The sequence below is a fragment of the Nonomuraea sp. KM90 genome, from assembly GCF_052246675.1.
Lineage (GTDB): Bacteria > Actinomycetota > Actinomycetes > Streptosporangiales > Streptosporangiaceae > Nonomuraea.
On sequence record NZ_JBQQCB010000004.1, the window covers coordinates 232,607 to 259,218 of the forward strand.

25 protein-coding genes, 1 pseudogene and 1 riboswitch are annotated in these 26,612 nt (G+C 70.3%); of the genes and pseudogenes, 11 read left to right on the top strand and 15 right to left on the bottom strand.

Annotation, left to right across the window (positions count from 1 at the left end; translation table 11 throughout):
• The gene (locus tag ACTWPW_RS07415) at positions 1 to 2,106 is read right to left on the bottom strand and encodes a nucleotide-binding protein (protein ID WP_443168260.1); all 2,106 of its coding nucleotides are present in this window, start codon (positions 2,104 to 2,106) and stop codon (positions 1 to 3) included.
• A 153-nt stretch (positions 2,107 to 2,259) separates the two neighbouring features.
• On the opposite strand from ACTWPW_RS07415, the gene ACTWPW_RS07420 reads away from it, so the two are divergent.
• Together ACTWPW_RS07420 and ACTWPW_RS07425 are read left to right on the top strand one after the other, a co-directional pair.
• Positions 2,260 to 3,216: an NAD(P)H-quinone oxidoreductase gene (locus ACTWPW_RS07420; protein ID WP_375110330.1), complete on the top strand. Its 957-nt coding sequence runs from the start codon at positions 2,260 to 2,262 to the stop codon at positions 3,214 to 3,216.
• 5 nt (positions 3,217 to 3,221) lie between these two features.
• Positions 3,222 to 3,743, top strand: coding sequence for a bacterial proteasome activator family protein (locus ACTWPW_RS07425; protein WP_375110331.1), 522 nt, complete (start codon positions 3,222 to 3,224; stop codon positions 3,741 to 3,743).
• A gap of 244 nt (positions 3,744 to 3,987) precedes the next feature.
• Here ACTWPW_RS07425 and ACTWPW_RS07430 read toward each other — a convergent pair whose 3' ends face one another.
• Positions 3,988 to 4,785, bottom strand: coding sequence for an HAD family hydrolase (locus ACTWPW_RS07430; protein ID WP_364111323.1), 798 nt, complete (start codon positions 4,783 to 4,785; stop codon positions 3,988 to 3,990).
• Between the two features lie 223 nt (positions 4,786 to 5,008).
• Here ACTWPW_RS07430 and ACTWPW_RS07435 point away from each other — a divergent pair, with 223 nt between their 5' ends.
• Together ACTWPW_RS07435 and ACTWPW_RS07440 are read left to right on the top strand one after the other, a co-directional pair.
• Complete coding sequence (locus ACTWPW_RS07435) at positions 5,009 to 5,212, top strand: cold-shock protein (protein ID WP_043619750.1); 204 nt, start codon at positions 5,009 to 5,011, stop codon at positions 5,210 to 5,212.
• Positions 5,213 to 5,393: 181 nt separating this feature from the next.
• Positions 5,394 to 6,791: a hypothetical protein gene (locus ACTWPW_RS07440; protein ID WP_443168261.1), complete on the top strand. Its 1,398-nt coding sequence runs from the start codon at positions 5,394 to 5,396 to the stop codon at positions 6,789 to 6,791.
• On the opposite strand, the gene serS is transcribed toward ACTWPW_RS07440, so the two are convergent.
• The 4 genes from serS to ACTWPW_RS07460 all read right to left on the bottom strand — a co-directional run bounded on the left by serS (position 6,752) and on the right by ACTWPW_RS07460 (position 10,930).
• Positions 6,752 to 8,017, bottom strand: a complete 1,266-nt coding sequence (gene serS / locus ACTWPW_RS07445; protein ID WP_375110333.1) for a serine--tRNA ligase — start codon at positions 8,015 to 8,017, stop codon at positions 6,752 to 6,754. The two genes, ACTWPW_RS07440 and serS, sit on opposite strands and share 40 nt — an antisense overlap.
• Positions 8,018 to 8,198: 181 nt before the next feature.
• Positions 8,199 to 9,119 carry a prephenate dehydratase gene (pheA, locus tag ACTWPW_RS07450; RefSeq protein ID WP_443168262.1) on the bottom strand — a complete coding sequence of 307 codons (921 nt, stop codon included), beginning with the start codon at positions 9,117 to 9,119 and terminating at the stop codon, positions 8,199 to 8,201.
• A 163-nt stretch (positions 9,120 to 9,282) separates the two neighbouring features.
• Positions 9,283 to 9,702 carry a DUF4446 family protein gene (locus tag ACTWPW_RS07455; protein WP_443168263.1) on the bottom strand — a complete coding sequence of 140 codons (420 nt, stop codon included), beginning with the start codon at positions 9,700 to 9,702 and terminating at the stop codon, positions 9,283 to 9,285.
• Positions 9,703 to 9,724: 22 nt separating this feature from the next.
• Complete coding sequence (locus tag ACTWPW_RS07460; RefSeq protein WP_443168264.1) at positions 9,725 to 10,930, bottom strand: glycosyltransferase 87 family protein; 1,206 nt, start codon at positions 10,928 to 10,930, stop codon at positions 9,725 to 9,727.
• Positions 10,931 to 10,988: 58 nt separating this feature from the next.
• Between ACTWPW_RS07460 and ACTWPW_RS07465 the strand changes: the two genes are divergently transcribed.
• Positions 10,989 to 13,658, top strand: a complete 2,670-nt coding sequence (locus ACTWPW_RS07465) for a hypothetical protein (protein ID WP_443168265.1) — start codon at positions 10,989 to 10,991, stop codon at positions 13,656 to 13,658.
• A 325-nt stretch (positions 13,659 to 13,983) separates the two neighbouring features.
• On the opposite strand, the pseudogene mptB reads toward ACTWPW_RS07465, so the two are convergent.
• The 4 genes and pseudogenes from mptB to ACTWPW_RS07485 form a co-directional block, all read right to left on the bottom strand.
• Positions 13,984 to 15,327: pseudogene (mptB, locus tag ACTWPW_RS07470) on the bottom strand (polyprenol phosphomannose-dependent alpha 1,6 mannosyltransferase MptB); the annotation flags it as partial.
• Between the two features lie 332 nt (positions 15,328 to 15,659).
• Complete coding sequence (locus ACTWPW_RS07475) at positions 15,660 to 16,199, bottom strand: DinB family protein (protein ID WP_443168266.1); 540 nt, start codon at positions 16,197 to 16,199, stop codon at positions 15,660 to 15,662.
• 51 nt (positions 16,200 to 16,250) lie between these two features.
• Positions 16,251 to 17,006: a glycosyltransferase family 2 protein gene (locus ACTWPW_RS07480; protein ID WP_375110338.1), complete on the bottom strand. Its 756-nt coding sequence runs from the start codon at positions 17,004 to 17,006 to the stop codon at positions 16,251 to 16,253.
• The gene (locus ACTWPW_RS07485) at positions 17,003 to 17,350 is read right to left on the bottom strand and encodes an STAS domain-containing protein (protein ID WP_364111341.1); all 348 of its coding nucleotides are present in this window, start codon (positions 17,348 to 17,350) and stop codon (positions 17,003 to 17,005) included. Before ACTWPW_RS07485 ends, ACTWPW_RS07480 begins: the two co-directional genes overlap by 4 nt.
• A gap of 310 nt (positions 17,351 to 17,660) precedes the next feature.
• On the opposite strand from ACTWPW_RS07485, the gene ACTWPW_RS07490 reads away from it, so the two are divergent.
• The gene (locus ACTWPW_RS07490) at positions 17,661 to 17,933 is read left to right on the top strand and encodes a hypothetical protein (protein WP_375110339.1); all 273 of its coding nucleotides are present in this window, start codon (positions 17,661 to 17,663) and stop codon (positions 17,931 to 17,933) included.
• Positions 17,934 to 17,949: 16 nt separating this feature from the next.
• On the opposite strand, the gene ACTWPW_RS07495 is transcribed toward ACTWPW_RS07490, so the two are convergent.
• Entirely contained in the window at positions 17,950 to 19,056 is a 1,107-nt protein-coding gene (locus ACTWPW_RS07495) for a sensor histidine kinase (protein WP_375110340.1), read from the bottom strand.
• Complete coding sequence (locus ACTWPW_RS07500; protein ID WP_375110341.1) at positions 19,053 to 19,748, bottom strand: response regulator transcription factor; 696 nt, start codon at positions 19,746 to 19,748, stop codon at positions 19,053 to 19,055. The genes ACTWPW_RS07495 and ACTWPW_RS07500 overlap by 4 nt, the downstream gene beginning before the upstream one ends.
• Positions 19,749 to 19,842: 94 nt before the next feature.
• On the opposite strand from ACTWPW_RS07500, the gene ACTWPW_RS07505 reads away from it, so the two are divergent.
• From ACTWPW_RS07505 to ACTWPW_RS07515, 3 genes are all read left to right on the top strand, one after another.
• Complete coding sequence (locus tag ACTWPW_RS07505) at positions 19,843 to 20,013, top strand: hypothetical protein (RefSeq protein ID WP_364111349.1); 171 nt, start codon at positions 19,843 to 19,845, stop codon at positions 20,011 to 20,013.
• Positions 20,010 to 20,210 (top strand): DUF6412 domain-containing protein, encoded by a 201-nt coding sequence (locus ACTWPW_RS07510; protein WP_364111351.1) that lies wholly within the window; start codon positions 20,010 to 20,012, stop codon positions 20,208 to 20,210. Before ACTWPW_RS07505 ends, ACTWPW_RS07510 begins: the two co-directional genes overlap by 4 nt.
• Before the next feature lie 84 nt (positions 20,211 to 20,294).
• Positions 20,295 to 20,936, top strand: coding sequence for a YidC/Oxa1 family membrane protein insertase (locus tag ACTWPW_RS07515; RefSeq protein WP_364111353.1), 642 nt, complete (start codon positions 20,295 to 20,297; stop codon positions 20,934 to 20,936).
• Here ACTWPW_RS07515 and ACTWPW_RS07520 read toward each other — a convergent pair.
• Positions 20,920 to 21,342: an ATP-binding protein gene (locus ACTWPW_RS07520; protein WP_364111355.1), complete on the bottom strand. Its 423-nt coding sequence runs from the start codon at positions 21,340 to 21,342 to the stop codon at positions 20,920 to 20,922. The genes ACTWPW_RS07515 and ACTWPW_RS07520 overlap by 17 nt on opposite strands.
• A gap of 151 nt (positions 21,343 to 21,493) precedes the next feature.
• The gene (locus ACTWPW_RS07525) at positions 21,494 to 23,362 is read right to left on the bottom strand and encodes an ATP-binding protein (RefSeq protein ID WP_375110342.1); all 1,869 of its coding nucleotides are present in this window, start codon (positions 23,360 to 23,362) and stop codon (positions 21,494 to 21,496) included.
• 95 nt (positions 23,363 to 23,457) lie between these two features.
• Here ACTWPW_RS07525 and ACTWPW_RS07530 point away from each other — a divergent pair, with 95 nt between their 5' ends.
• Positions 23,458 to 24,036 carry a methylated-DNA--[protein]-cysteine S-methyltransferase gene (locus ACTWPW_RS07530; protein WP_375110343.1) on the top strand — a complete coding sequence of 193 codons (579 nt, stop codon included), beginning with the start codon at positions 23,458 to 23,460 and terminating at the stop codon, positions 24,034 to 24,036.
• Here the strand turns inward: ACTWPW_RS07530 and ACTWPW_RS07535 are convergent.
• Entirely contained in the window at positions 23,996 to 25,333 is a 1,338-nt protein-coding gene (locus ACTWPW_RS07535; protein WP_375110344.1) for a purine-cytosine permease family protein, read from the bottom strand. The two genes, ACTWPW_RS07530 and ACTWPW_RS07535, sit on opposite strands and share 41 nt — an antisense overlap.
• A riboswitch (TPP riboswitch) is annotated at positions 25,324 to 25,436 on the bottom strand. It overlaps the preceding gene by 10 nt.
• Before the next feature lie 529 nt (positions 25,437 to 25,965).
• On the opposite strand from ACTWPW_RS07535, the gene ACTWPW_RS07540 reads away from it, so the two are divergent.
• Positions 25,966 to 26,388, top strand: a complete 423-nt coding sequence (locus tag ACTWPW_RS07540; protein WP_443168267.1) for a hypothetical protein — start codon at positions 25,966 to 25,968, stop codon at positions 26,386 to 26,388.
• The last annotated feature ends 224 nt before the right edge of the window (positions 26,389 to 26,612 follow it).

Consider the following 26,612-nt stretch of genomic DNA (forward strand, 5'->3'; position numbering starts at 1 on the left):
TCATTCGCGGAGGCCCGCGAAGCCGTCGCCCACGGAGGCGGCGAGCTGCAGATAGGCCTCCCTGGTCGGCTCCTGGAGCCGGTCGAGGTCGATCTCCGCCCCCTCCTCCAGATGCGGGTCATATGGCACCCGGACCACCGCGCGGCACCTGGCGGCGAAGTGGGCCTCCAGCTTCTTGATGTCCACCGCCGACTTCGACCGCGGCCGGACGCTGCACAGCACCACGGTCGCGTTCTTCACCAGGTCGCCGTAGTGGTGCGCCTCCAGCCAGTCGAGCGTCGCGGAGGCCGCTCGGGCGCCGTCCACGGACGGGGAGCTGACCAGCACGATCTGGTCCGCCAGCCCGAGCACGCCGCCCATCGCGGAGTGCAGCAGCCCGGTGCCGCAGTCGGTGATGCAGATCGAGTAGAAGTTCTCCAGCACCTGCGAGACGGACTGGTAGTCGGCGCCGCTGAACGCCTCCGACACCGAGGGGTCGCGGTCGGAGGCCAGGATCTCCAGCCGCGAGGGAGCCTGCGAGGTGAACGCCCTGATGTCCACGTAGCGCTTGACCTGGTCACGCTCGTTGAGCAGGTCGCGAACGGTGGCCGAGGTCTCCAGGACGAGTTTGTCGGACAGGGTGCCGCGGTCGGGGTTGGCGTCCACGGCGATGACGCGGTCGCCGCGCATCTGGGCCAGGGTGGCGCCGAGGCCGACCGTGGTCGTGGTCTTGCCCACGCCGCCCTTCAGGCTCAGCACGGCCACGCGGTGGTGTCCCGCGGTGACCGGGGTGCGGGCCCTGGAGACGAGCTCGCGGCGGCGGCGCACCTCCGGCGGCTCGCCCGGCTTGATCCAGCCGCCGGACGCCTTGTAGATCAGGCGGCGCCAGCCCTTGGAGGGGGCGTTACGCCGTCCGCGTAGCAGGGACTCCGGGTCGAGGCTCTCGGCGGTCGGGCGGCCGGTGACCGGGGGCCTGGGCGGGGCGGTGAACACGGGGATGGGGGCCGGGCGGCGGCGCGGGCGCGGCTCCGGCGGGATCTCCCGCTCGGCGGGCCGCCACTCGGGCTGCTGCTCACTCCACTGCGGGCGCTGCTCAGGCTGCTGCTCGGTCCACTGCGGGCGGTGCTCCGGCTCCTCGGCCCACTGGGGGCGGTGCTCCGGCTCGTCCGTCCACTGCGGGCGCTGATCCGGCTCCTCCGTCCACTGGGGACGGTGCTCCGGCTCGTCCGTCCACTGCGGGCCCTGTTCGGGCTGCTGGCCCGACCACTGCGGACGCTGCTCGGGCTGCTGCTCCGACCTCTGCGGACGCTCGGGCTCCTGGGGACGGACCTCCGGATCGGTCCACTGCGGGCGCTCGTTCCGCGGCAGCGTGTGCGACGACTCGGACCACAGCGGACGATCGGTGTGCGGCCGCGTGAGCGAGGAGTCGTCCTCGGGCGGCTGATCCCCCCACTTCGGGCGCTCGGCGCGCGGCTGGGTGTCCGCCCAGGCGACCCGCTCCTCCCTCGCCGGCCCTTCCTTCGCCGGCTCCTCCTTGAGCGTCCGTTCCTTCGCCGCCTGCTCCGTCACGGGCAGCTGAGTCCCGGGCTGCTGCGTCCCGGGCTGCTGAGTCGGGTGCTCCGCGACGGCGGGCTCCTCGGCGGGCCCGGGCCCCTGCGCCTCCTCCGTCTCGATGGGGAGCCGCTGCGACCAGTCGGACGTCGCCCAGGACGTCTCCTCCTGCTCCTCGGCCTGCTCCGGCTTGTCCGTGACCTGCTCCGGCGGAGGGAACGGCAGGACGGCATAGGTGTCGGTGTCGTCGGGGCGCGGGAGCGGCTTCAGCGGGGCGAGGAAGGGGTCGTCAAGCTGCTGCTCGGGAGCCTGGGGCTCCTCCTTGACGCCGGCCCGGCCGAGCCACTCCCCGGCCTCGCTCTCCGCCTCGGGGACATCCTCGGCCGCCGCGGCGCCGTACACGGAGTCGACGGCCGCGCGGAACAGCGGCGGCGTCGGCGTTTCGTGCTGCTGCGGCACCAGTCGCCACGGGTCCGGGGGGTACGGCGAAGCGACCGGCTCCTCGACCGGAGCGGCCGAGGCGGTCACCGAAACGGGCGCCTCCTCCGTCTCCTTGATCGCATCCAGCCAGGCCAACTGTTCCTCGAGAGATTCCTCTCGATCGTGTCTTGCCACCGTGTTCCCCCTCGGGTGGGTCTAAAGGGGCAGCAAATACATTGCAGGTTAACGTGACCGGTTACCGCGCAGCCCGGCAACCCACAACTTCTTTGCCCGGCTACCGTGGTTCGCATGCGAGCCATTGAGATCGCCAGGCCGGGCGGACCAGAGGTGCTGGAGTGGCACGAAGTGCCGGAGCCGCACGTCGAGCGCGGAGACGTGCTCATCGACGTGGTCGCCTCGGCGGTGAATCGTGCCGATGTCCTGCAACGGCAAGGATTTTACGACCCGCCTCCAGGATCGTCACCGTACCCGGGCCTCGAGGTCTCGGGCGTGGTGGTCGAGGTCGGGGAGGACGTGGAGCAGTTCACACCCGGGGACGAGGTCTGCGCGCTGCTCGGGGGCGGCGGTTACGCCGAGCGCGTATCCGTGCCCTGGCAGCAGGTCATGCCCGTACCGGAGCGGGTGTCCCTGCGGGAGGCCGCCGGGCTGCCGGAGGTGGCGTGCACGGTCTGGTCCAACGTGTTCATGGTCGGGCGGCTGCGCAAGGGCGAGACGCTGCTGGTGCACGGCGGGGCCAGCGGGATCGGCACGTTCGCGGTGCAGCTCGCCAAGGCGCTCGGCGCGCACGTCATCACGACCGTCGGCTCGGCCGCCAAGGGCGAGCGGGTCAAGGAGCTGGGCGCCGACGAGATCATCAACTACCGCGAAGAGGACTTCGCCGACAAAGTACGCGCCGACGTGATCCTCGACATCATGGGCGCCAAATACCTCGCGGGCAACGTCCAGGCGCTCAAGACCGGCGGCCGGCTGGTGATCATCGGGCTGCAGGGCGGCCGCAAGGCCGAGCTCGACCTCGGGGCCATGCTCGCCAAGCGCGCCTCCGTGCACGCCACGGCCCTCCGCTCGCGTCCCGTGGACGAGAAGGGCGTCATCGTAAGAAGTGTCGTCGACAACGTCTGGCCCCTGGTCGGGGCGGGTGCGGTGCGGCCCGTCGTGTACGCGGAGGTCCCCATGTCCGAGGCCGCCGAAGCTCACCGAATGTTGGATTCAGGAGAGCACGTCGGCAAGATCCTGCTAGTACGGTGAGTGTTATGAATGCTGAGGACAACAACACCCCCCACATCGTGGTGGTGGGCCCCGACTTCCAAGGCGGTCAGGGCGATAACGGCGAGGACGATCGGTCGGTCACCAACCTGGTCGAGCAGCCCGCCAAGGTGATGCGTATCGGCAGCATGATCCGCCAGCTCCTCGAGGAGGTCCGGGCGGCTCCTCTCGACGAGGCCAGCCGCAAGCGGTTGAAGGAGATCCACGAGTCCTCCATCAAGGAGCTCGAGGACGGGTTGGCGCCGGAGCTGGTCGACGAGCTGGAGCGGCTCTCGCTCCCGTTCACCGACGAGAACGGCACGCCGCCGAGCGAGGCCGAGCTGCGCATCGCGCACGCCCAGCTGGTCGGATGGCTCGAAGGGTTGTTCCACGGCATCCAGACCACGCTGTTCGCGCAGCAGATGGCGGCCCGGGCGCAGCTCGAGCAGATGCGCAGAGCGCTGCCGGGCGTGCCGCAGGGCGACGAGCCCGGCCAGCGACCGCACGGCGGGTCGGGGCCCTATCTGTAGTCGGGGCCATCTGGAGCGGCGCGGAGCGCCTGCTGCGGACAGCCGCTGAACGCGGCCATCTGGAGCGGGGTGCAGCGCCTGCTGCAGACAGCCACTGAACGCGGCCATCTGAGCGGGTCCAGCGGCTGTTGCAGACAGTGGCTGGACGTGGCACGGGTTGTGCACCCGCTTGTGGACAGCCGCTGGGCGTGGCCATCCACAGGAGGTCTGCGCGCCCGCTGTGGACAGCCGCTGGACGCGGCGGCTACCCGTAGAGCTTCTCGATCACTCGGGCGACGCCGTCGTCGTCGTTGGTCGCGGTCACGTGATCGACCGCCGCCAGCACGTCGGGGTGGGCGTTCGCGACCGCGTACGACGTGCCTGCCCAGCTCAGCATGGGCAGGTCGTTCGGCATGTCACCGAACGCCACCGCCTGGGCGGGCTTGATCTCGTGCTGTGCCGCGAGCGCCGCCAGGGCCGTCGCCTTCGTCACGCCCTGTGCGCTCATCTCGATCAGGCCCCTGCTGCTGGAGTGCGTGGCCGTCACCAGATGCCCCACCAGCTCGTGCACGGTCGCCTGGAGCTCGTCCGCGCCCATGGCCGGGTGGAGGGCCAGCAACTTGGCGCACGGCTGCGAGGTCACCGAGGCGACCCGGGCTGCTCCGGCCCCTCGGTCCAAGCCGCCGAGCAGGAAATCTGACTCATGCGCAAAACCGGCTTCATACTCGACCGAAAATACGAGATCGGCCACGTTCGCTCTTAGCTGAGCGACGACTTCCTCGAGTACGTCCGTGGTGATCAGGTGAGATTCCACTATCCGTTCGGTATGGAGATCGTAGATCAGCGCTCCGTTTGCACAGATCGCCAGCCCACGGTGACGCACGGCACCCGCCACCCCACCCATCCACCGGGGCGGACGTCCGGTCACGAACGCCAGGACAGCCCCGGATTCCTCGACTTTGCCGAAGGCGGCAACCGTGCGGGGAGACACGGTTCCGTCGGTGCGCAACGCGGTTCCGTCCAGGTCGGTGGCCACAAGACGGGGCGCGGGAAGGCTCTGCATAACAGGTTCCAGTTTGCCCGGTGATGCCGCCTGACAGAAATCTTCCTAGGGACGGGAACACCAACGCGCCAGAATGGTGTTAGATGTGATGGCGTTGTATTAGCTGATCCCGTAGTGAAAACCAGCATGACTTTGTCTGAGCCACCCCGGGTGCTTGCTGTACGACACACCGGGACCCACGAGGTGTGGGTCCCATAGATTCACATCCTGAGGGAGAGCTTTTATGGCTCAGGGAACCGTCAAGTGGTTCAACGCCGAGAAGGGCTTCGGCTTCATCGCCCCGGACGGCGGTGCGCCGGACGTGTTCGTGCACTTCTCCGAGATCGTCGGCAACGGCTACCGCAGCCTTGAAGACGGCCAGCGGGTCGAGTTCGAGATCACGCAGGGCCAGAAGGGGCCGCAGGCCTCTCAGGTCCGAGCCATCTGACCTGTAGCAGCGAGACAGACCGGAGTTCGCTTCCAGCGGGCTCCGGTCTTTTGCGTGTGTCGGGATGGTCACGGGTGTGACTCGACTCACACACCCCTTGAACCGTCGCGCCCGTCCAGCCATCGACCTGTGTATGAGGTACGCGTGGCTATGTCACCCCGTGACCGTTGCCGGGGTACTGGTGCTTTTGGTCAACGACCACCTGCTCAAGCAGGCCTGGCCCGGGTTCGTCACGGGCAAGCTCAGTGACGTCGCGGGGCTCCTGGTGGCGCCCGCTCTGGTGGCGCTGGTGTTCTGGCGGCGGGCCGACCTGGCGGCGACCGTACTGACGGGAGCGCTCTTCGCGGTCGTGAAATGCACGGAGACGGGCGCTGAGGTCGCCACCCAGGCCTGGACCCTCGTGGCGGGTCCGTCGCGCGTCCTGGCCGATCCTACGGATCTCCTGGCCCTACCTGCCCTCGCCCTGGCCTGGTGGGTACGCCGCCGCACCCTCCACCGCCCCGCCACGACCCTGTGGTCCCGCCGGCGCACGCCCGACCGCCCCCGCGTACTGCGGTCGAGGCTCGCCCGGTTGCGGATCATCGTGACGATGCCGCTGGCCGTGCTCGCGGTCACCGCCACGGCGGCTGCCGTGCCGCCGGCCTCGGCGGAGGCCGTGGAGGTGGACAGAGGCGGCCGGATCGTCGTCCACACCAACACCACGACGTCGTGGGTCTCCCACGACGGCGGCCGCACCTGGGACGAGACGACCGCGGACCGTACCGGACCGGGCCAGAGCGCCCAGTGCACGCCGGGCCAGGCCACGCGGTGCTACCGGGTGGCCCAGGACCGGATGGCCGTGGAGCAGTCGGACGACGGCGGCAGCACGTGGCAGCCGTCCTGGGCGCTGTCGGGCGACGACCTGAAGCGGCTGACCAGGCAGCACGAACAGCCGGGCGACCTGCGTGCCATGGCCCTGGGAGTACAGGCGCGACCGGGCGGCCACGTCGTCGTCGTGGCGAACGGCGTGGACGGCATCGTGGTCCGCGACCCGTCCGGCACGTGGCGGCGCGTGGGCTGGCCCGGGGCCGAGGCCACCGCGGTGGACCTGGACCCCGAGTGGAGCGTGGCGCTCTTCCTGGCCGCCTGCATGCTGTTCGGCGGCGCCGGGGCGGGCCTGCGTCAGTTCACCGGGGTGTACACGGGCTTCGCGACGGCCGCCTGCCTCGGCCTCCTGGCCCTGGTCGGGACGGACACCGACTTCCCGTACGTCGACACGGGCGCGTTCCCGCTCCCCCTCGTCGGCCTGACGGCGCTGCTGATCGGCACCGTGGTGTGCTTCGTGCTGGCGATCGCGGGCCGGGCACGGCCCGTGCCGGCGGCGGTCGGCCTGCTGGGGGCGCCGCTGGTCTACGCGAGCGTCTACCTGCCCTTCTCGGGCTGGGCGCAGGGCACGCCGGAGTCGTACTTCGTGGCGGCCGCGCTCGCCGTGCTGCTGACCGCCCTCGTCGTGGTGGCGGGCGCCGTCCTCATCAGGAACGACGCCCGCCGCGCGAACGTCTATTTCTTCGACGGCACCAGCACGTCGAGCCCCACGTAGGGGCGCAGCGCCTCGGGAACCACCACGGAGCCGTCGGCCTGCTGGTGGTTCTCCAGGATCGCCACGATCCAGCGGGTCGTGGCGAGCGTGCCGTTGAGCGTGGCCAGGTGCTGGGGCTTGCCGTCCTTGTCGCGGAAGCGGACGGCGAGCCTGCGCGCCTGGAACTCGGTGCAGTTGGAGGTCGAGGTCAGCTCGCGGTAGCGGCCCTGGGTGGGGATCCACGCCTCGCAGTCGAACTTGCGGGCGGCCGACATGCCGAGGTCGCCGGCCGCGGTGTCGATGATCCGGTAGGGGACCTCGATCTTGGCCAGCATCTCCTTCTCCCAGGCGAGCAGGCGCAGGTGCTCCTCGTGAGCGTCTTCGGGACGCACGTAGGAGAACATCTCGACCTTGTCGAACTGGTGGACCCGGATGATGCCCCTGGTGTCCTTGCCGTACGAGCCCGCCTCGCGACGGAAGCACGACGACCAGCCCGCGTAACGCAGCGGCAGGTCGTCGGCGTTGAGGATCTCCTGGGCGTGGTAGCCCGCCAGCGACACCTCCGAGGTGCCGACCAGGTAGAGGTCGTCCTCGGGCAGCCGGTAGATCTCCTTGTCGTGGGCCACGTGGAAGCCGGTGCCCTGCATGGTCTCCGGCTTGACGAGCACCGGAGTGATCATCGGGATGAACCCGGCCTCAATCGCCTGCTGGATGGCCATGTTGAGCAGGCCGAGCTGCAGCCGCGCGCCGACGCCCTTGAGGAAGAAGAACCGCGAGCCCGACACCTTGGCGCCGCGCTCCATGTCGATGCAGTCGAGCCCTTCGCCCAGCTCCAGGTGGTCCTTGGGCTCGAAGTCGAACGTGCGGGGCTCGCCGTACGTCTCGAGCACCACGTAGTCGTCCTCGCCGCCGGCCGGCGCGCCCTCCTCGACGATGTTGGGCACCGTCTGGAGCACCTCGTCCAGCTCGGCCGCCAGCTTCTCCGCCTCGGCCTCGGCCGCCTTGACCTGGCCCGAGAGGTCCTTGGCCCGCTGGAGCAGCGCGGCCTTCTCCTCGCCCTGCGCCTTGGAGACCGACTTGCCCATGCTCTTCTGCTCCGCGCGCAGAGACTCGAACGAGGTCAGCGCCGATCGGCGACGCTCGTCGAGGTCGAGCAGCGTGTCGACGACGGCGTCGTCCTCACCGCGGGCACGCTGCGACGCCCGTAGCCGGTCGGGGTCCTCACGAAGGGTACGCAGGTCAATCACAAGGAAAAGGCTACCGGCGTACGGGTGCGCCCCGCCCCTGGATTCTCGGCCCTCGCTCCAGGACCCGTCCCGAAGCCCCTGCGCCCGGCACCACACCCCAGGCCCCGCCAGCCCGAACCCGCCCCGGAACCGTCAGACCGTCCAGCCCGAACCCGCCCCGCCCGAACCCGCCTCGGAACCGTCAGACCCGCCCGGCCCGAATCCTCGCCAGCCAGTCGCCCGCCTCCGCGAAGTCCGGGTCCGACGTGCCGCGCTTGATCTGCGGCGCGATGCCGTCGGCCCGCGGATAGCTGCCGAGGAAGCGCACCTCGCCACAAATGCGGTGCAGCCCGGCGATGGCCTCCCCGACCCGGGCGTCGGCGATGTGCCCCTCGAAGTCGAAGTGGAAGAAGTAGCGCCCGATGCCGTCACCGGTCGGCCGCGACTCGATGCGCGTCAGGTTGACCCCGCGCACGGAGAACTCGGTCAGCATCTCCAGCAGCGCGCCCGGGTGGTCGTCGGCCAGGAACACCACGAGCGTCGTGCGGTCGGAGCCGGTCGCCTCCGGCAGCGGCCCGGCACGGCCGACCTTGACGAACCTGGTCACGGTGTCGGACCTGTCACCGACGTCGGCCGCCAGCTCCACCAGCCCGTAGTGCTCGCCGGCGATGCGGGCGGCGATGGCGGCGTCGTACGGCGAGCCGGGCAGCGAGACCTCCTGCGCCGCGGCCGCCGTCGAGGGCGCGGCCACCACGACGGCGTCGGGCAGCTCGCGGGAGAGGAAGGCGCGGCACTGGGTGGTGGCCGCGGGATGCGTGTAGACCCGCTTGATGTGGCGAATCTCGGTGTCCGGCCGGGCCAGCAGCGAGAACTGCACCGGGAGCAGCAACTCGGCGTTGATCAGCAGGGGGTCGCCCCAGGCGAACTCGTCGAGCGTCGTGGTGATCGCACCCTCGATCGAGTTCTCCAGCGGCACCACCGCGCCGTCGGCGTCACCGGTGCGGACGGCGTTGAGCGCGGCGGGCACGTTGGCGCAGGGCAACCGCTCGGCGGTGGGGTCGAGGAGCCGCAGGGCCTCTTCGGTGAAGGTCCCTTCGGGTCCGAGATAGGCGAGTCTGGGCATGCATACAGAGTATCCGCAGGTGAACGGGGCACGCGGCCCTTTCACCCGACGGCGTATCCGCGGCCGATCCGGGGCGCGGGCCGCCTCCTGACCTCCTCGCAAACGACTCGCCGCACCTCTTGGAAGCTCCTCGGACAGCTCGGGACCTTCCCTGGGAAACCCCTCACAACGAGTCGGAGGCCCGGGAGGCGATGAGGGGCCCGAGGCCGAGCCTGGCCGCGCGTACCGCCTCTTCCTCCTCCGGCGACAGCTGCTGCTGGCCCTTCCCGCCCACCACGGGCCGCACGTACGTACGCGTCTCGCTACGCCCGTTGATGGACGTCAGCACGATCCCGTCACCCAGCCCGTTGATCATCGCCACCGAGAACGACAACCGCCCGGTCATCTCCGAGAGCGCGTCATAACGGCACACGGCGACGTCCCTGATGGCCTTGAGATCGCCACGGCCCTCGCTGATCTGCCGGGAGAGCATGCGCTGGCAGTCCTCCACCGTCGCTCTGGCCTGCCGCAGCGCCAGATAACCGATCAATACGCCACTGACCCCGGCGACGACGCCCACGATCACCCATGTGGTAACGAGCACGGCACTGAGAGTAATGGTTCGGTCAAGCCGGCTCGCGCCGTTTCGGCAGCCAGGACACCAACATCCACACCAGAGCCAGCGCCCCCAGCCCGAACCCGTTCTGAACGATCTTCCCCAGCACCAGGCTCACCCCCGGGATGTCGGCCTGCTTGAGCGAAACGCCCCACCACGGGATCGTCATCACGTAATACAGCCACACGACCGCCGCCACCCGCAGCCTGACCGTGTCGCGCCCGTCGCCCACGATCGCCGCGAGCACCACGACCACCCAGGCCAGGTGATGGATCCAGGCGACCGGCGAGAGCAGCACGGCCATCAGCCCGACGAGCGCGACCGCGGTGAGTGGATCATTCGCCTTGTACGCGTCCCGCGCCCCCCGGAACCCGTACCACCCGACCACGGCCACGATCACCACCCAGATCGCGGAGGTGAGCAGGTCGGGCATGTACAGCCGGATCAGCATGCCGCGGATCGACTGGTTGGTGGTGGCCGCGTTCGCGCCGAGGCGTTCGGGATCGAGCAGCGCCGAGAACCAGAAGTCGGACGCGTCCTGCGGGATCACCCCGAACGGCAGCAGCGTGAGCACCGCCGCCGCGAACGCCGCCATGAAGAACGTCCGCCACTGCCTGGTGACCAGCAGATAGATCAGGAAGACACCCGGAGTCAGCTTGACCGCCGTGGCCAGCCCGATCAGGAACCCGCGAGGCCACCAGGGCCGCCGGGCCACGCAGTCGGCCACGCACAGGGCGACCAGCAGGATGTCCACCTGCCCGAACCGCACCTGGTCCCTGATCGGCATCAGGTACGTGCACAGCACCATGAGCAGCGCGAACACCCAGGGCGCGTACTTCCTGAGCGTCTCCCCCTCCAGCACCTGACGGAACGAGAACCACACCGTCACGGCCAGCGCCACGAAAATCCCGGCCGTCCACACCCACTGCGCCGTGAGCCAGGACATCTTCGCCAGCACCACGGCCAGCATCGCGGCGATGGGCGGGTAGGTGAACGGCAACAACTGCGGCGCTGGCGTGACGTAGTCGTACACCGGCCGTCCTTCGAGGAGCATCTGCCCCCCGGTACGGTAAACGTCCAGGTCGACGAGCCGTTGGTCGTCGGGGTTGGTGAGCCACCCGTACACCAGCGGCGCCACGGCCGCCACGACGACGAGCGCCGCGAGCACCCATGCCCACCACTGCCGCCGCATCACCCGCACCTCGCCACTTGTCACGGTGTGGCACGTTACCGTGGCTGTTGTTGATCGAGGGGCACACACTGGGGGTCCGTACATGCCGAACGCCACGCCGTACCCGCCTCAGGGCCGGTACGCGGAGCGCCACCGCCTCGGCCGCCGCATCGCCGGCACCCTCACCTCCGCCCTCCTCACCGTGCCCCTGACCGCCCTCCTCACCACCACCCCCGCCCAAGCCACCTACGCGCCCACCGCAGCCCCTCAAGCCTCCCTCCACGCAGCGACCGCCCCCATCACGACCGCTCATCCGGCCTCCGACGGCACTCACACCAGCATCGCCACCACCCCGCACCTCAGATCGGCCATCACCGGCGGCACGCATGCGGCAAACGCCCCCGCCGCGCCCCGGGGACGAGTGGCCCTGATCGGCGTTCCCGGCCTGGAGTGGAGCGACCTGGACCGGACCAGGACTCCCAACCTGTGGCGCCTCGTGGGCGAAGGCGCCTCCGCCTCACTCTCGACCCGAGCCGTACCACCCCCGGACCGCGGCACCACCTGCCCCACCGCCGGATGGCTCACCGTCTCAGCGGGCCAGCGAGCAGGCACGCCGGGCAAGGGCTGCCCGCCTCCACCCACCCCCCAGCCCGATCAGCAAACCGGGCAGGACGGGCAAACAGGTCAAGGCGCCACGATCCCGGGCTGGAAGGCCCTGGCCGCGCACCAGTCGGAGACCGGCTACGACGCCCAACTGGGCACGCTGGGCCAGCTCGTCACCGACAACGGCGGGAAGGTCGCCGCGATCGGCCCGGGCGCCGCGCTGGCCGCCGCCGACAAGTCCGGAAATATCGCCAAATACGCCCCCACTCCCGATGCCCTGGGCGATCCAACCCCCTACAACCTGATCGTCCTCGAAGCCGCCGACCTCGCGAACGCCTGGCTGCAACAGCCCCCCGACGAGTACGGCGTCCCCACCTCCCTCACCCCGGCAGCCCGCCAGGCCGCCGTCACCTTGGCGGACCGGCAGATCGGCACCCTGGTCGAGCGGCTCCCCGCCGACACCACGGTCCTGCTGGCAGGCGTCTCGGACGTGACCCCAAACGCCCACCTCCACGTGGCGATCGCCGCCGGCCCCGGCCCGGACGGATCGCCGTACCCACACGGCTATCTCACCGCCACCTCCACCCGCCAGGACGCCCTGGTCACGATCACCGACCTCACCGCGACGACCATCCAGCTCCTGGGCCTGCCCGCCCCGCGCCAGGTCGTCGGCCGCCCCTGGCAACCCGGCGGCTCCGCCCCCGCCACCGCGTCCGGCACGGTGACCGAACTGGCGGACGGAGACCTGGCCAGCCAGGTCCTGCGAGAGGTACGCGGCCCGTTCTTCACCGTCCTGGTCACGCTCCAGCTCCTCTTCTACGCCCTCGCCGCCCTCGCCCTCCGCCGCCGCTCAACCACCCGCCCAAACCCCTCAAGGCATCCCGCCGCCACCGCCACCGCCACGAAGAGCGAGCGGAACGCCGCCACCACGGCACCCGCCGCCCTCACCGCGGAACACCCTGAAGACACCCCCACCGCAGAACACCCCGAAGACACCGCCACGGCGGAACACCCTGGAGACAGCGCCAAGGCCGAAAAACGCCACGAAAAGTCGGCCACCACGGCAACGCCCTCCACCACCCCCATGGAAGACGCGAGCACCTCCAAGCTCCTCATCTCCATCCAGGTCGTCGCCGTGGTCAGCGGTGCCATCGCCGTCTCCACGTTCCTGGCCCAGCTGGTGCCCTGGTGGACCCTGCCGGTGCCCATGCTCTCCGTGATCCTGACGATCCTGGCCATCGCCGGTCTCATCACCGCCGTCGCCTTCGGCGGCCCCTGGCGGGCGCACGTGCTCGGCCCCCTCGCCACCGTCGCCGCCATCACCTCGCTGGCCCTCCTCCTCGACGTCATGACGGGCTCCAGCCTCCAGGTGAACGCCGTCACCGGCTACGAGCCCGTGACCGGCGGCCGCTTCTACGGCTTCAGCAACATCGCCTTCGCCGTCTACGCCACGGGCACCGTCCTCGGCCTGGCCGGGGTGGCTCAGTGGCTGCTGGGCAGGGGGATGTCGAGGGCTGTGGTGGTGACGTTGTGCGGGTTGTACGGGGGATTCGCGGTCTTCGCGGACGGGTGGCCTTCCTGGGGCGCGGACTTCGGTGGTGTCCCGGCGTTCGTGGTCGGCCTGGCCGTTTTCCTGATCCTGCTCTCCGGCAAACGGGTGTCCCTGCTGAGGCTCCTGATCGTGGGCCTGATCGGGGCCGTGCTCGTGGGTGCCCTCTCGGTGTTCGACTGGTTGCGTCCCGACGCCCAGCGAACCCACCTGGGCAACTTCGTCCAGCAGATCATCGACGGCCAGGCCTGGACCGTCATCGGGCGCAAGTTCGGCGCCATGATCGGCGTAACCGTCGGCAACTGGTCACTGACCCTCCTCTCGCTGGTCGCGCTGGCCTTCCTGTTCCTGGTGCTGGCCCGTCCTTCCCGCTGGGGCGCCTCCGCCCTCGGCCAGGCCTACAGGCTGGCCCCGACGCTCAGGGCCGGCCTCTTCGGCGCCCTCACGTGCGCCTTCATCGGTTTCCTCATGAACGACTCCGGCATCGCCATCCCCGCTATGGCCCTGACGGTGGCGGTGCCGCTGACGCTCGCGGCCTGCGTTCGGGCCCTGCAGCTCGCCAAGCCCACACCACCAGCGCCGCAGCCAGGGCGAGCAGCACCCAGGCGAGCTGAGGCCTGAGCACGGTTCTGAGCCACTCCAGGTCGGCGGGCTGACCCTCCACCCTGGCCGGCAGGTACGCGAGCGACAGCACCAGCAGGTGCGCGACCACGAACCCGTCCAGCGCGGAGGCCCCCACGAGCGCCAGCAGCCCGAGCGCCAGCCCGTCGTACCAGGGCAGGATGTACGGCGTCGCGAACACGTACGCCACCACCAGCCCCGCTGCCACGACCGGCGCGCCCAACCCCCCGCCCGAGGGCCGACCGCCCAATGAGCCGCCGCCCAATGAACCGCCGCCCACCGACGCGCCACGCACCGGGTCGCCGGTCGACGACCTTCGGCGGGCGGCCCAGCGCAGCAGGGACCAGGCGATGAGCCCGAGCACCAGGAGCGAGCCGATCTGGATCTCCCCCCGGTACGCGCTCCCGGTGCCCACGATCGACTGGAGCCAGCCCTGGACGAGCTTCCAGAACGAGGCATGGGAGATCGACTTGCTCGTCCGGGTCATCGGCGCGATCGCGTCCGGGCCGACGATCGCGTACCCGACCGCGACCACCACGACGGCGCAGCCCGCCATGAGCGCCAGGCGGGCAGGCCGACGCCGTAGCTCCCAGGCCGGACCGAGGGCCACGAGGCCGGCGTTGACCTTGATCGCCACCCCCAGCCCGAGCAGGACGCCCGAGCCGACAGGCCGGCTCCTGGCCAGGAGCGCGGCCACCATGCAGGCGATGGCCAGCGTGTCGACGTGCAGGCCCGCGACCAGCTGGTAGAGCAGAAGGGGGTTGGCCGTCCACAGCAGGGCCGCCCTGAGGCGTCTGGCCGGGTCGTCCCTGGTGAAACGGTCTATGAGCAGGCCCGTCACGATGAACGCGACGGAGTTGAACAGGGCCAGCACGAATATCGTCAGGCGGAGCGAGTCGCCGCCCACCCAGCTCGCCACCGCCTGCACGGCCGTGGCCACGGGCCCGTAGACGCTCGGCTCCTCACGCCACGGCTCCTCCACCGCGTCGGCGACGGGATCGCCCGGCAGGTCCGCCGCGCCATGCGTGTACGGGCTGAGGCCCAGCGTCACCATGCGGCCGTACGCGGCGTAGTTGAGGTGGTCGCCGGAGCCCGACGGGGGAAGGAACGCCAGCACGCCGGCGGCCACGCAGCCGATGAGGATCAGCAACCGGGCGCTGGGCAGCCACCGAGCACCGGCCGGCAGGCGCCACGGCCACCCGGAGGGCATATGGGACGGTTCGCCGGTCAGGGGTGGCTCAGCGGATCCAGCGCCCGGGCCTCGCTCGACTCCATCGCCGGGGCCTTGCCCGACCGAGCCGGTATCCGGCCCCCGTCGTCCCGGGAATCCACCGTCCGGCTCTTGCCCGGACGAACCGCCCTGGGCCGGTGTGGCGGGGGCGGCACCTCGGGTGGGCGCGGAGGGGTCTCCCGGCTCTGCGGCAGGCGGGTGTGAGGTGATGGGGTCTCGCCCGCCAGGGCGGCGGAGAAGCAGCAGGGTGGTCAGGAGGCCGAGGCCGCCGAGGATGAGGGCGGCTGCCGCCAGGGCGACCGTCAGATGAGGCTCTGGGTTGAGGTCGAGGGAATAGGGCGGGTGCCAGGCGGGGCCGCTCAGGGTTGGGACCAGTGGTGACGGGCCCAGCAGCCCGATGGTGACCGTCAGCAGGATCGAGGCGCCGATCGCCGCCATGGCCGCCCCGGCCAGCCGGCCTCGTGCCTGTCCGTGCCGCGTCTCCGAAGTCACCGGGAAATTCCAGCACACCCGCAAGACACCTTCGCCCGATCCGGTCCTGCCTGTGGATAACGGGGCCGAGCTGTGACTTCCTGTGGATAACCAGGTCCCCAACCCCCGTCCTCCCTGGTATCTGGCCTGTGGATACCTGTGGACAAAGGTCCGGACGGGCGGCTGAGCGAGCGGGCCGGCAAAGGTCCCGACGGGCGGCTGAGCGAGCGGGCCGGCAAAAGGGCTGGACGGGCGGCTCGGCAAACGGCTGGGCCGCCCGGTGGCGGCGAGCGCCCCCGCTACTCCCCGGTGAGCCCGTCCACCGACTCCCGGATGAGGTCGGCGTGTCCGTTGTGCCGGGCGTACTCCTCGATCATGTGGACGAGGATCCACCGCAGGCTCGGCGCCCGGCCGTCGGGCCACGTTCGCCGGGCCGGCTGTCCAAGACCGCCGCCCGCCAGCGCCTCCTCGACCAGCGCCCGCGACCGCGAAACCGCGTCCTCCCAGAGCGCGTGCAGCTCCTCGGGCGAGTCCTGGGCGGCCGAGTTCCACTCCCAGTCACGGTCGGCCTCCCAGTCCACCGTGGTCCAGAGCGGCTGCCCCTCGCGCCCGTGCAGGTAGTGGGCGAACCAGTGGTTCTCGACGAAGGCCATGTGCTTGAGGATCCCGCCCAGCGTCATCGACGACACCCCGACGGTCGCCCTCAGCCCGGCCGCGTCCAGCCCGGAGCATTTCCACGCCAGGGTGGCGCGCTGATAGTCCAGGTAGCCCACGAGAGTGTCGGTCTCGTCGGCCGCGAGGGGAGGCTCGGGACGGCCCTGCTCGTCAATATCGGTCATGGGCGGTGAGTTTAGGGTCCAGGGCGAACAGAGCCCCGCGGCCAAATCGGGTCAGCGTTTCGGACGGAGCCGGTCGAGGTTCTGGACGACCAGAGGCTCGCGTACGGCCAGCGCCCGCGCCACGTCCCGCAACTGCCGCGCCCGGTGGAGCTGGGCCCGCAGGTCCGTGCCCGTGGCCCGGTGCGACATGTCCACCTCGACCTCGGTCACCCGGTAGCCCTTGCGCAGCAGGTCGATCGTCAGCGCCGTCTCCACCCCGAACCCGTGCGCCAGCGGCCGGGCCGCCTCGAAGGCCGCTCTGGTGAGGCAGCGTTGCCCGTTGAGCGGCTGGGCCGGGTCGAAGCCGGTGGCCCGGCGGATGCCCTCTTTCGAGAGGCGGACGACTAAGCCGTGCCCGCCGAGCTTCACCCTCGTCGTGAACACCGCGATCGTCATGTCGGCCGTGCCCTGGCGTACGGGCTCGATCAGCGGCGCCGCGGCCTGGGCCGTCCCGCCCAGGTCGGCGTCGAGGAAGAGCAGGTGGCGGGGGGTGGCGTCCTCGTCGAGGAGGCGCACCGCCTCGGCCCCCGTCTCCATCGCGGCGGCCTTGCCCCGGTTGCGGCTGTGCCGCACCACCCGGGCCCCGGCCGCGCGGGCCACCCTGCCGGTCTGGTCCGCCGAGCCGTCGTCCACGACCACGACGAGATCGACCCCGGGCAGCGCCGCGGCGGCCTTGACGGTGGCCGCGATGCGGTCGGCCTCATTGGCGGCCGGGATGATGACCGCCGTGTCGCCGCCGCTCCGATCCGCACTCAGAGGTTCCGTCATGATCCCTCTGTTATGAGGAACTCCTGCGGCACCTCATCGTGCACGGTGAACACCGAGTCGAGCCCGGTGACCTGCAGAATCTTGCGTACGGCGGGACGCGGGGAAGCCACCTCGAGCGACCCTCCCTGCTCTTTCATGCGCTTGAGCGCCGAGAGCAGCACGTTCATCCCCGTGGAGTCGCAGAAATCCACGGCGGACATGTCGATGACCACCCGGCTGGGCCCCTCCTGCAGCAGCCGAGTGAACTCGGACTGCAGGTGAGGCGCCGTGTAGAGGTCGATTTCTCCGGTGACCGCGACTAGCGCGCACCCGGCATGTGATCGAGTCGAGACCTTGAGCTCCACATGGGCAGGCTAGCGGCGCGAAGGCTTCCGGTCACGTTGTCACGCCGATAGGGGAACGACAGGTTTTTGTCCTGCGTTTGGGCTCCATGAAAACGGAGAGTACGCGAAGCTTGACAGCGTGACACCGGAACCGGCAACGCTTCACGGAGAGGGAGGGGCTGGGGCACGCGCGACGGGCCCCGCATCGATGAAGGCCGACAAACCCGAAGATCCACAGCGTCAGGGGCTCCGAGAACGCCTGGAGACCATCCTCATCAGCACAGAGAAGGCGACGTCATGGCATGACCAAGCGGGGCGCCTGCGCGGCCTGGTGAACCACGAAGGCTACGTCCCCATCCGCACCCGGCTCGCCATCGAGGACCTGGAGTTCCTCGCCGGGGCGCGCACCGAGCTGCTCAGGTTCACGGAGCTGGGGCTCAGGTTGCTCGATCTCCACCAGCCGCGGGACGCGGGGGGCATCACGAGCGACACCGCCCACCCGATCCTGCGGTGCCGGAGCTGCATGTGGCGCTGGCCTTGCCCGACATTTCGGGCAATGTCGGAGTCCTTCGGTGCATCGCGGGATCTGCCGGAGAGCGCCTGAGGGGCAAGACCGGCCGTCAGCCGCTGACCAGGGGAAGCCGGATCTCGAACCGGCACCCCGGCCCGTCGTTGACCACCCCGATCACCCCGTCGTGCGCCTCCACGATCCCTTGCGCGATGGCCAGCCCCAGCCCGGCCCCTCCATCGGCGGTAGGAGTACGAGCAGCCTCCCCCCGGAAGGCCACTTCGAACACCCGAGGCAGATCCTCCTCGGGTATCCCCCCGCAACAGTCCGTGACCGACAAACAGGCCATCCCCTCCGCATCCACCCCGGCCCTGAGCACCACGGCCCGGTCGGACGGCGTGTGCCGGATGGCGTTGACCACCAGGTTGCCCAGGGCCCGGCCGAGGGCCCCCGCGTCGGCCTCCACCGGCACCGCGGCCGCCGCCTCGGCCGTGAGCAGCACCCCTTTGGCCCGGGCGAGCGGCTCCGCCCCGGCCAGCGTGTCGGCGACGAGGTCGGCCAGCCCGATCCTGGCCCGCGACAGCCGCAGCGACCCGGCGTGGATCCGCGACAGCTCGAACAGGTCGTCCACCATCCCCGACAGCCGCTCCACCTCGAGCCTGATCTGCCTGTGGTAGCGCGCGACCGTCCCGGAGTCGGACACCACCCCGTCCTCCAGCGCCTCGGCCATGGCGCGCATCCCGGCCAGCGGCGTACGCAGGTCGTGGCTCACCCACGCCACCAGCTCCCGCCGCGCCCCCTCCAGGGCCCGCTCCCGCGCGTACGCCTCCTCAAGGGTGTTCGCGATCGTCTGCAGCTCGGCCGGCAGCCCCTGGGGCGCGACGAACGGCAGGTCGCGTACGGCCGCCACCAGCCGCCTGCTCTCCCCGACCACCCGCTTGGCCAGCACGAACGCCACCCCCAGCCCCACCAGCCCGCCCACGGCCACCACGCTCAGCACGAAGTCCTTGGTCGGCCCCTCGATGATCATCTTGGTGATGATCGCCACGACGCCCGCCAGCGTGGCCGCCACCGCGACCACCACGACCACGGCCAGCATCACCCCGATGGACCTGGTACGCAGCCGCCACATCACCCAGATGCCCGCCAGCGCGACCAGCAGCCCGAGCCCGGCCGTGACGCCCACGACCATGGGCAGGTCCCCCGGCTTGGGCATCATGGGCCCTCCAGCGGCTCGTACCGGTAGCCGACCCCCCACACCGTGACGATCCTGCGCGGCTCGGTCGGGTCGGGCTCGATCTTCTCCCGCAGCCGCCGCACGTGCACGGTCACGGTTGACGAGTCGCCGAACGACCACCCCCACACCTGGTTGAGCAGCGCCGACCGGCTGAACGCCTGCCGCGGGTTACGCATGAGGTAGGCCAGCAGGTCGAACTCCCGGGCCGTCAGCATCACCTCGGCGTCGCGCCGCCGTACCTCGTGGGCCCCCACGTCCACCACCAGGTCGCCGTCGCGGAGCACCCCCGTGCCCCCGGTGACGGAGGCCCCGCGCGCCCGCCGCAGCACCGACTGCACGCGCAGCGCCAGCTCGCGCGGGCTGAACGGCTTGGTGACGTAGTCGTCGGCCCCGGTCTCCAGCCCGACCACCCGGTCGATCTCCTCGCCGAGCGCGGTCAGCATGATCACCGGGACCGGCCAGCGCTCCCTGAGCTTTCTGCACACCTGCAGCCCGTCGATCTTGGGCAGCATCAGGTCGAGCACCATGAGGTCGGGCGGGTTCGCCAGCGCCCTGCGCAGCGCCTCGACGCCGTCGCCGACGCACTCGACCTCGTGCCCGTCGCGCTCCAGATAGCGCGCCACGACCTCGGAGACCGTGGGATCGTCGTCCACCACCAGGATGCGCGTGTTCACGACTTCACGGTACGGCCGTGGTGCACGTAAGTGACATGTACGTCATTGGTTCGTAAGGCTCGCGGATCATGTCCCCAGGACGTACGGTTGCCTCATGGGTAGAGTCGTGATGCTCGTCATAGGGACCTTGCTGGGTCTCTTCGTGCTGTTCAACTTCTTGCTGCCGATGCTGGTCGGCCTGGTCAAGCTCGCTTTGATCGTCGGTGTGGTCGCTCTGCTCGTCTTCGTCGCGGTCACCGTGGTGGGCAAGTCGCGCTCGCAGTGACGCAGATCCTGTTCGATCCGTGGCTGGTGGGGATCACCATGGTGGCGATCCTGCTGCTGGCCACGTGGGCGGCCACGCTGCTGCCCACGCTCAGCGGAGAGCCGCCGAGCTTCCCGCTGACCTATGCGCGCCGCACGGCCTTCCAGCGGCAGCGCGATCCGGACGCGGCCGGTCGTTCGCGCCCGCGAGCCCCCTAGGCATGCCCCGCTTTCCAGTAAGGCGGGGCTCCCTCTGTGAGACGAGTGAGCCCCTCGTCCGCCTCTCCTAGGGAACAAGGGCTCATGATCGATTCTCTCGTCACCTTTGTCATCGGCATGTCCGGCGGCAGCGCCGCGCTCGGGATCGTGCTGTTCACGCTGGCCGTACGCCTTCTGCTGCTGCCGCTCAACGTGCGCCAGGCCCGTACGATGAAGATCCGCGAGCGGCTCGCCCCCAAGCTGCGCGAGCTGCAGCAGCGGCACGGGCGCAACCCGGAGCGCCTGTCGAAGGAACTGTCCGCGCTCTACGCCAAGGAAGGCACGTCGCCGTTCGCGGGGTTCATGCCGATGCTGGCGCAGTTGCCGTTCATGTGGCTGATGTACCGGGTGGCCACGCATCCGACCGCGCTCGCCGGGCACGACCTTTTCGGGGCTCCGCTGGGGCAGCAGGTGGCGGGGTTGGTAGCCAATTACGGTCTGGTCAGCATGCCGGTTTTGGTCTTTGTATTGGTCATTCTGCTGATCGTGGCGGTGGCGTGGTTCTCCGCCCGGCAGATCAAGGTTCAGGAAGAGCAGCCGGAGCTGATGAAGAAGATCATGCGGCTGCTGCCGTACGGCTCCGTGCTGGCCGCTCTGGTGCTCCCCCTGGCGGCCGGCCTCTATCTGCTCGTCTCCACGGCCTGGACCGTCAGCGAGCGGGCCGTGCTCGCTAGCCGGCCTCTCTGAGTGCCGCCACCTGCCCGTTCATCGATTGACTGGGGGCGGGCAGGATGGCCCATACGGTCGTCGTGTCCCCGTCGTGCCTGACCCCCCAGCTCTCGGCCACGTATTCCACGATGCCGAGCCCCCGGCCCCCGAGCGAGGACAGGGTCGGGCGGCCCGCCCGCGGCTCGGTGGCCGCACCCCCATCGCTCACCGCCACTTCGATGTGATCGTCACTGCGTAGCCAGGCAACCCTCACCATGCCCGACGGCAGCGGATGCGCGTGCCGCAGCGCGTTGCTCAGCAACTCGCTCACCACCAGCACGGCATCGTCGATCGCGGCGGAAAAGACCCCACTGTCCTGCAGGTCAGTGCTCAGACGCTGGCGGGCGACGGCAACGCTGGACGGCGCGTACGGCAGCAGCACCACGCTTGACACACCCACCTCCCCGTTACCTGTGCCCCCCGCGGGAACACTCCCCGGTACGACCGAAATGCCCCGTTACTCAATCCCAGAAACCGCATCTCGATCACAGCTTGTACACATTGGACGATAGATCAGCTCAACCGTGACCACCTCGTTACCGCATCGGTGTGTCGGATCCGATAGTGGAAACGCATCTCAGTACGAGCCGCATTCTGGTGCCTCCTCCAGGCCTCGGATGAGCGCTGACATCTCCGCCCTGCGCCCTGGCGAGACTGCGGACGATGTAGAGACCGAGCCCCACTCCACCAAACCGTCTTCGGTCGCCGCTGTCCACCTGGACGAAGCGCTCGAAGATCCGCTCCCTGTCGGCCGGGGCGATGCCGACCCCCTCGTCGTCGACCACCACGACGACGTTGTCGTCCTCCGGCCACGCCTCGACGCTGATCAGCCCGCCCTTCGGCGAGTACTTGAACGCGTTCTCCAGCAACTGCCCCAGGACGATGTCCGTGGCCAGCGCGTCGCCCAGCACGTACGGCAGCCCGTCCGGCATGACCACCTCGACCCGGTGCCGGTCAGACAGGGCGGGCAGCCCCAGCGTGGCCGCGTCGATCCGCTCGGCCAGGTCGAACTCCTCGATCCGCACCTTGAGCTCGTCGGCCCCGGCCCTGGCACCCAGCAGCAGGTGGTCCATGAGCTCGCCCAGGGACCTGGCCCGCTCGGCGATCGTGTGCACGGCGGAGCGGCGCTCGGGGTCGCCCATCTTGTCCCAGCGCGAGTCCAGCGTGCTGGCGAACCCCCGCACGATCGTGATCGGCGTACGCAGCTCGTGGCTGGTCGTGGCCAGGAACAGGTCCTTGGCCTCCTCCAGCTCCTTGGCCGCGGTCACGTCGCGGAAGTCGACGACCACCTCGCCGGTCTCCTCGATCTGCGCGCTCACCACGTCCAGCCACCGCCCGTTGTCCATCTGGGAGGTGACCTTCTCGCCCGGCTTGGGCAGCGGGAACGGCGGCGGCCCGCCGATCACGGACGCGGCGGGCAACGCGGTCAGCTCGGCGGCGGCCGGGTTCCACCGCACCACGTGGCCGGCCTGGTCGAGCACGGCGATGCCGTCGGCGCTGGCGTCGAACACGGCCCGCTCGTGCGCCCGCTGCCGCACCGCCTCCTGGTAGGCCACCGCGTTGCCGACGGCGATCCCCGCATGCCCGGCCAGCAGCTCCAGCAGCTCCAGCTCCAGGTGCCCCGGCCTGCGCCGGGCGAACAGCGAGTAGAGCGCGCCGTACGGGCGCCCGCCGACCGCCGCCAGGCCGAGCGCGATCGTGTGCAGGCCGTTGAGCCGCGCCCACACCAGGTCGTCGAGCCCGTCGGACTCCAGCATCACGGTCTTGCCGGTGCGTAAAAGCTTGTCCACCAGGCTCGTACGCAGGTCGCTGGTGGCGCCCCTGATCGTGTCCGGCAACTGGTACGTGCTGACCACCCGCAACCTGTCACCCTCGATCAGCACGAACCCGCCCGCGTCCGCCCCGGTGAGCTCGGTGAGGTTGGCGGAGATCCGGTCGAGCACGGCCGACAGCTCCAGCTCGGAGTTGATGTCGCCGACCACGTCGGTCAGCCGGCGCACGAGCCTGGCCCGGCGCGCCATCCGGTTCCTGGCCACCTCGTCGGCCCGGGCGGGGTGGTAGACGCACACGTAACCGCCCACGGCGTTGCCCAGCCGCAGGGCGCTGATGTCCACCCGCAGGTCGAGCACCGTGCCGTCGCTGCGCACGCGCTTGGTGCGCAGCGACACGGGCTCCCCCGTGCGTACGCGTTCCAGCACGGCGTTGTGCTCGGCGGTCAGCTCGTCAGGCACGATCGGCGCCCTGCGCCCGAGCAGCTCCTCCGCCGGCCACCCGAACACGCGCTCGGCCGCGGCGTTCCACACCAGCACGCTCTGGTCCCGATCGAGCGCCACGACGGCGTTGGGCGAGCTGGCGAGCGCCGCGCGAGCGATCTCATCGTCACTACCGGCCCATTCGTCCCCCACACCTCCATAGTGCACGTGGCGCGGTGGGTGCGTCGGGCGATCCGTCCGATACGCTGCGGTCACGGTAATTCCTGGCGGGTGGGAGGGTGAGGGGTATGTCGAGCAACGATCTCGATGCCCTGCTGCGGGTGACCTCCAGCACCTATCGGGGTGACACACCACCGGACATCGCCTTCGGCACCTACGACGGGGCCGTGGGCAGGATGGTGCTGGCGGTGACCGGCAAGGGCATCGCCGCCTGCAGCTTCGAGCCGGAAAACGACGTCTTCGAGCTGGTCAGCAGGCATGTGGGCCGGTTCATCGGGCCCGACGCGCGACGCCTCGACCCGGTGCGCAGGGAGCTCGACGCCTACTTCTCGGGGCGGCTGCGCGCGTTCGCCACGCCGGTGGACCTGACGCTGGCCACGACTTTCGCGCGCACGGTGCTGCAGAAGACCATGGCGGTCCCCTATGGCACCACCACCACGCTGGAGCAGATCGGCGAGAGCATCGGCCGGCCGCGCGCGCTGCGGGCGATCGGCAACGCGCTGGCCTCCAACCCCATCTGCGTGATCGTGCCCTGCCACCGGGTGGTGCGCGAGGACGGCGCGCTCGGCGACTACGCGGGGGGCGCGGCCGCCAAGCAGCACCTGCTCAACGTCGAGCGGCGGACCGCCGGGCCAGCAGCCCGATGAGCAGCGTCACCAGCGCGGCCACCAAGGCACCGCCCAGGGCGCCGTTCATCCACGGCTGCCGGACGAAGCCGAGGACCTCGCGCACGCCCGCCCACCACGCGTCCCACTGGGGGATCGTCGGCGTCGAGGTCGTCAGCCAGTAGGCGGCGAAGCCCAGCGCCCACGGCACCAGCATCGACCAGCGCGAGGGCGCGTCCTCCGCGGTGTTCCAGCCCGTGCCGCGGCGCAGCAGGAAGTAGTCCACGGCGAGCACCGCGAACATCGGCACGAACACCGCCCCGATCAGGCCGAGGAACACCCCGTACGAGGTGACGTCCACCAGCAGGGCGATCACCACGGTGAGCACGCCGATGCCGACGGAGAAGACGCGCCGGTCCATCCGCGGCATCAGGTTCTGCAGCGAGACCGTGGTGGAGTAGACGTTGGCGAAGGACTGGTCGGTCTCGCGCAGGACCAGGATGCCGAAGAACAGCGCGCCCAGCGGCACCGCCACGAACGGCCCGAACACCGACGTCTGGTCGGCCTGCACCCCGGCGGCGCCCGCGAGGGCCACCGCGTACACGCCCAGCCCCAGACACGCCACCTGGGCCAGGGTGTATCCGCCGACCACGCCGGTGAAGGCGGCCCTGCTGGAGCGCGAGTGGCGGGCGAAGTCGGCGGCCATCGGCACCCAGGACACCGAGAGCGCGATCACGTAGTCGACCGCGGCGGGGAAGGCCGTCCAGCTCCCGCCCTCCGGGGAGGGGGCGTCGCGCAGGAAGAACACCGTGAACCAGATCATCGCGATGATCACGCCGACGGTGACGTACCGGCGCAGCAGCCGGATCGACCCGAGCGGCCAGATCGTCAGCGCGGTGGTCAGCACCCCCGCCACGACCACCCACACCTGGTACGGCACCGAGCCGAAGATCGCGGTGGCACCCTTCGCGATCACCCAGAGCTCGAAGGCCCCCCAGCCGATCATCTGCACGATGTTCAGCACCGTGGGCACGTAGGAGATCCTGGCCCCGAACAGCCCGCGCAACAGCACCATCGCCGGCTGCCCGGTCTGCGTGCCGGGGATGGCGGACAGGCCCACCATGGCGGTGCCGATCAGGCTGCCCACCACCGTGGCCACCAGCACCGCGGCCAGGCTGAGCGGGGCGTCGCCGAGCGGGTTGAGCAGGAGCAGGGCTCCGGAGAAGCCGAGGAGGCTGACCCCGAGGTTCGCCCAGAGAGCGCCCTGGTCGAGCACGCCGAGGGTCTTCGGCGGGCGGCCTTCGAGGGTCAGCGGAACTTCTTCGACGCCATGCGTCATCGCACACTCCCTACGCCGGCATTACCCGGACAGGTTCATGCGGTCGGCAGCAGCAGTAGCTACCCTCTCAGCCTGGTTGCCCCAAGCTCCCGCGGGGGTTGGTACACGAAGCCGGGATCATCCCAGCTCGCGCCCCCATGATGCACCATTCGTCCTAGATCGGCCACCACCGGGTAGCTGCCATCGCGCCCTGGGGAGAGTCCGTGCAGGTCCGCAGGACGAACAGCTGGAGAGGCCTCTCGCACCGCGTCGGCGGGCTGCCCACGCACGCATTCTCCAAGCCACGCTGTACATCACTGCCGAGCGACCAGGCATATTCCCGGCATATTCCACGGTGCTGCCGAGGAGTGCAACGATCGCTCCGGTGAACCTCGGGCCGTATTCCACCCCCCTGGCACCAGGCGAGGCGACCCTGACCCGCCCGGGTGTGGTCGGAAAGCCCACGTCATCAGAGACGACGACATCCGGCACCCCGGCGCCACCTGTGCGATGCTCACCGCCTTCGAAGACGTCACCTCGCACGTCTCCCCCGCCGGCCACGCGGGAGGGCTGAAGTTCACGTTCCACGGCCAACCGAACCAACCGAGACATCTCTTGCTGGAGGACTGTTGAAGACACGCATTCTGGGCGCCGTGCTGGGAATCGCAGCGTTGAGCGGGCTGCTGGTGGCAAGCCCGGCGCAGGCGGCCGACGGAGTGTCCTCCGCCCGCGTGGAAAACCCGGACAGAGCCGGCGCCGGGTACGTCCGGACGACCGTCGACTTCGTCAGCCGGACGAGGGTCGTCTTTCGGAACTTCACGGTGCGCGACATCTGCCCCGCTGACAACCATGGGGTGCGGGCCCAGATGGAGTGGACGCACACCGACCTGACCACCGGGTACAGCGCCTGGAAGGTGGACACCAGCTGCGGCTCCCACGGCACCAACTTCGGAAACTTCGTCCGCACCGGCCCCAAGCCCATCCGGCTGGTCCGCGTGAGGGTGTGCATCTACAAGCGATCAGGCCAGCACCTGGCTTGCGACTACAGCCTGTCCCGAGACAACCAGTACACCTGAGCCGCTGACGCTCAGGCTCTCAGCTGGTCGGCGTAGGCGGTAACCGAAGGCGTCGGCGAGCAGGGCGAGTTCGCCGTAACCGGAAGCGAAGCTTGAACGTACGCCGCCGGCCTGCCGAGCTCGGCCTCGCCGTCGGTGAAGAAGGCGGCGTGGATGGTGAATCTCGCGCTGCAACTACTCGAAGGCGATCTCCATCGACCGGGCCCGGTGCCGCATCGCGGTAA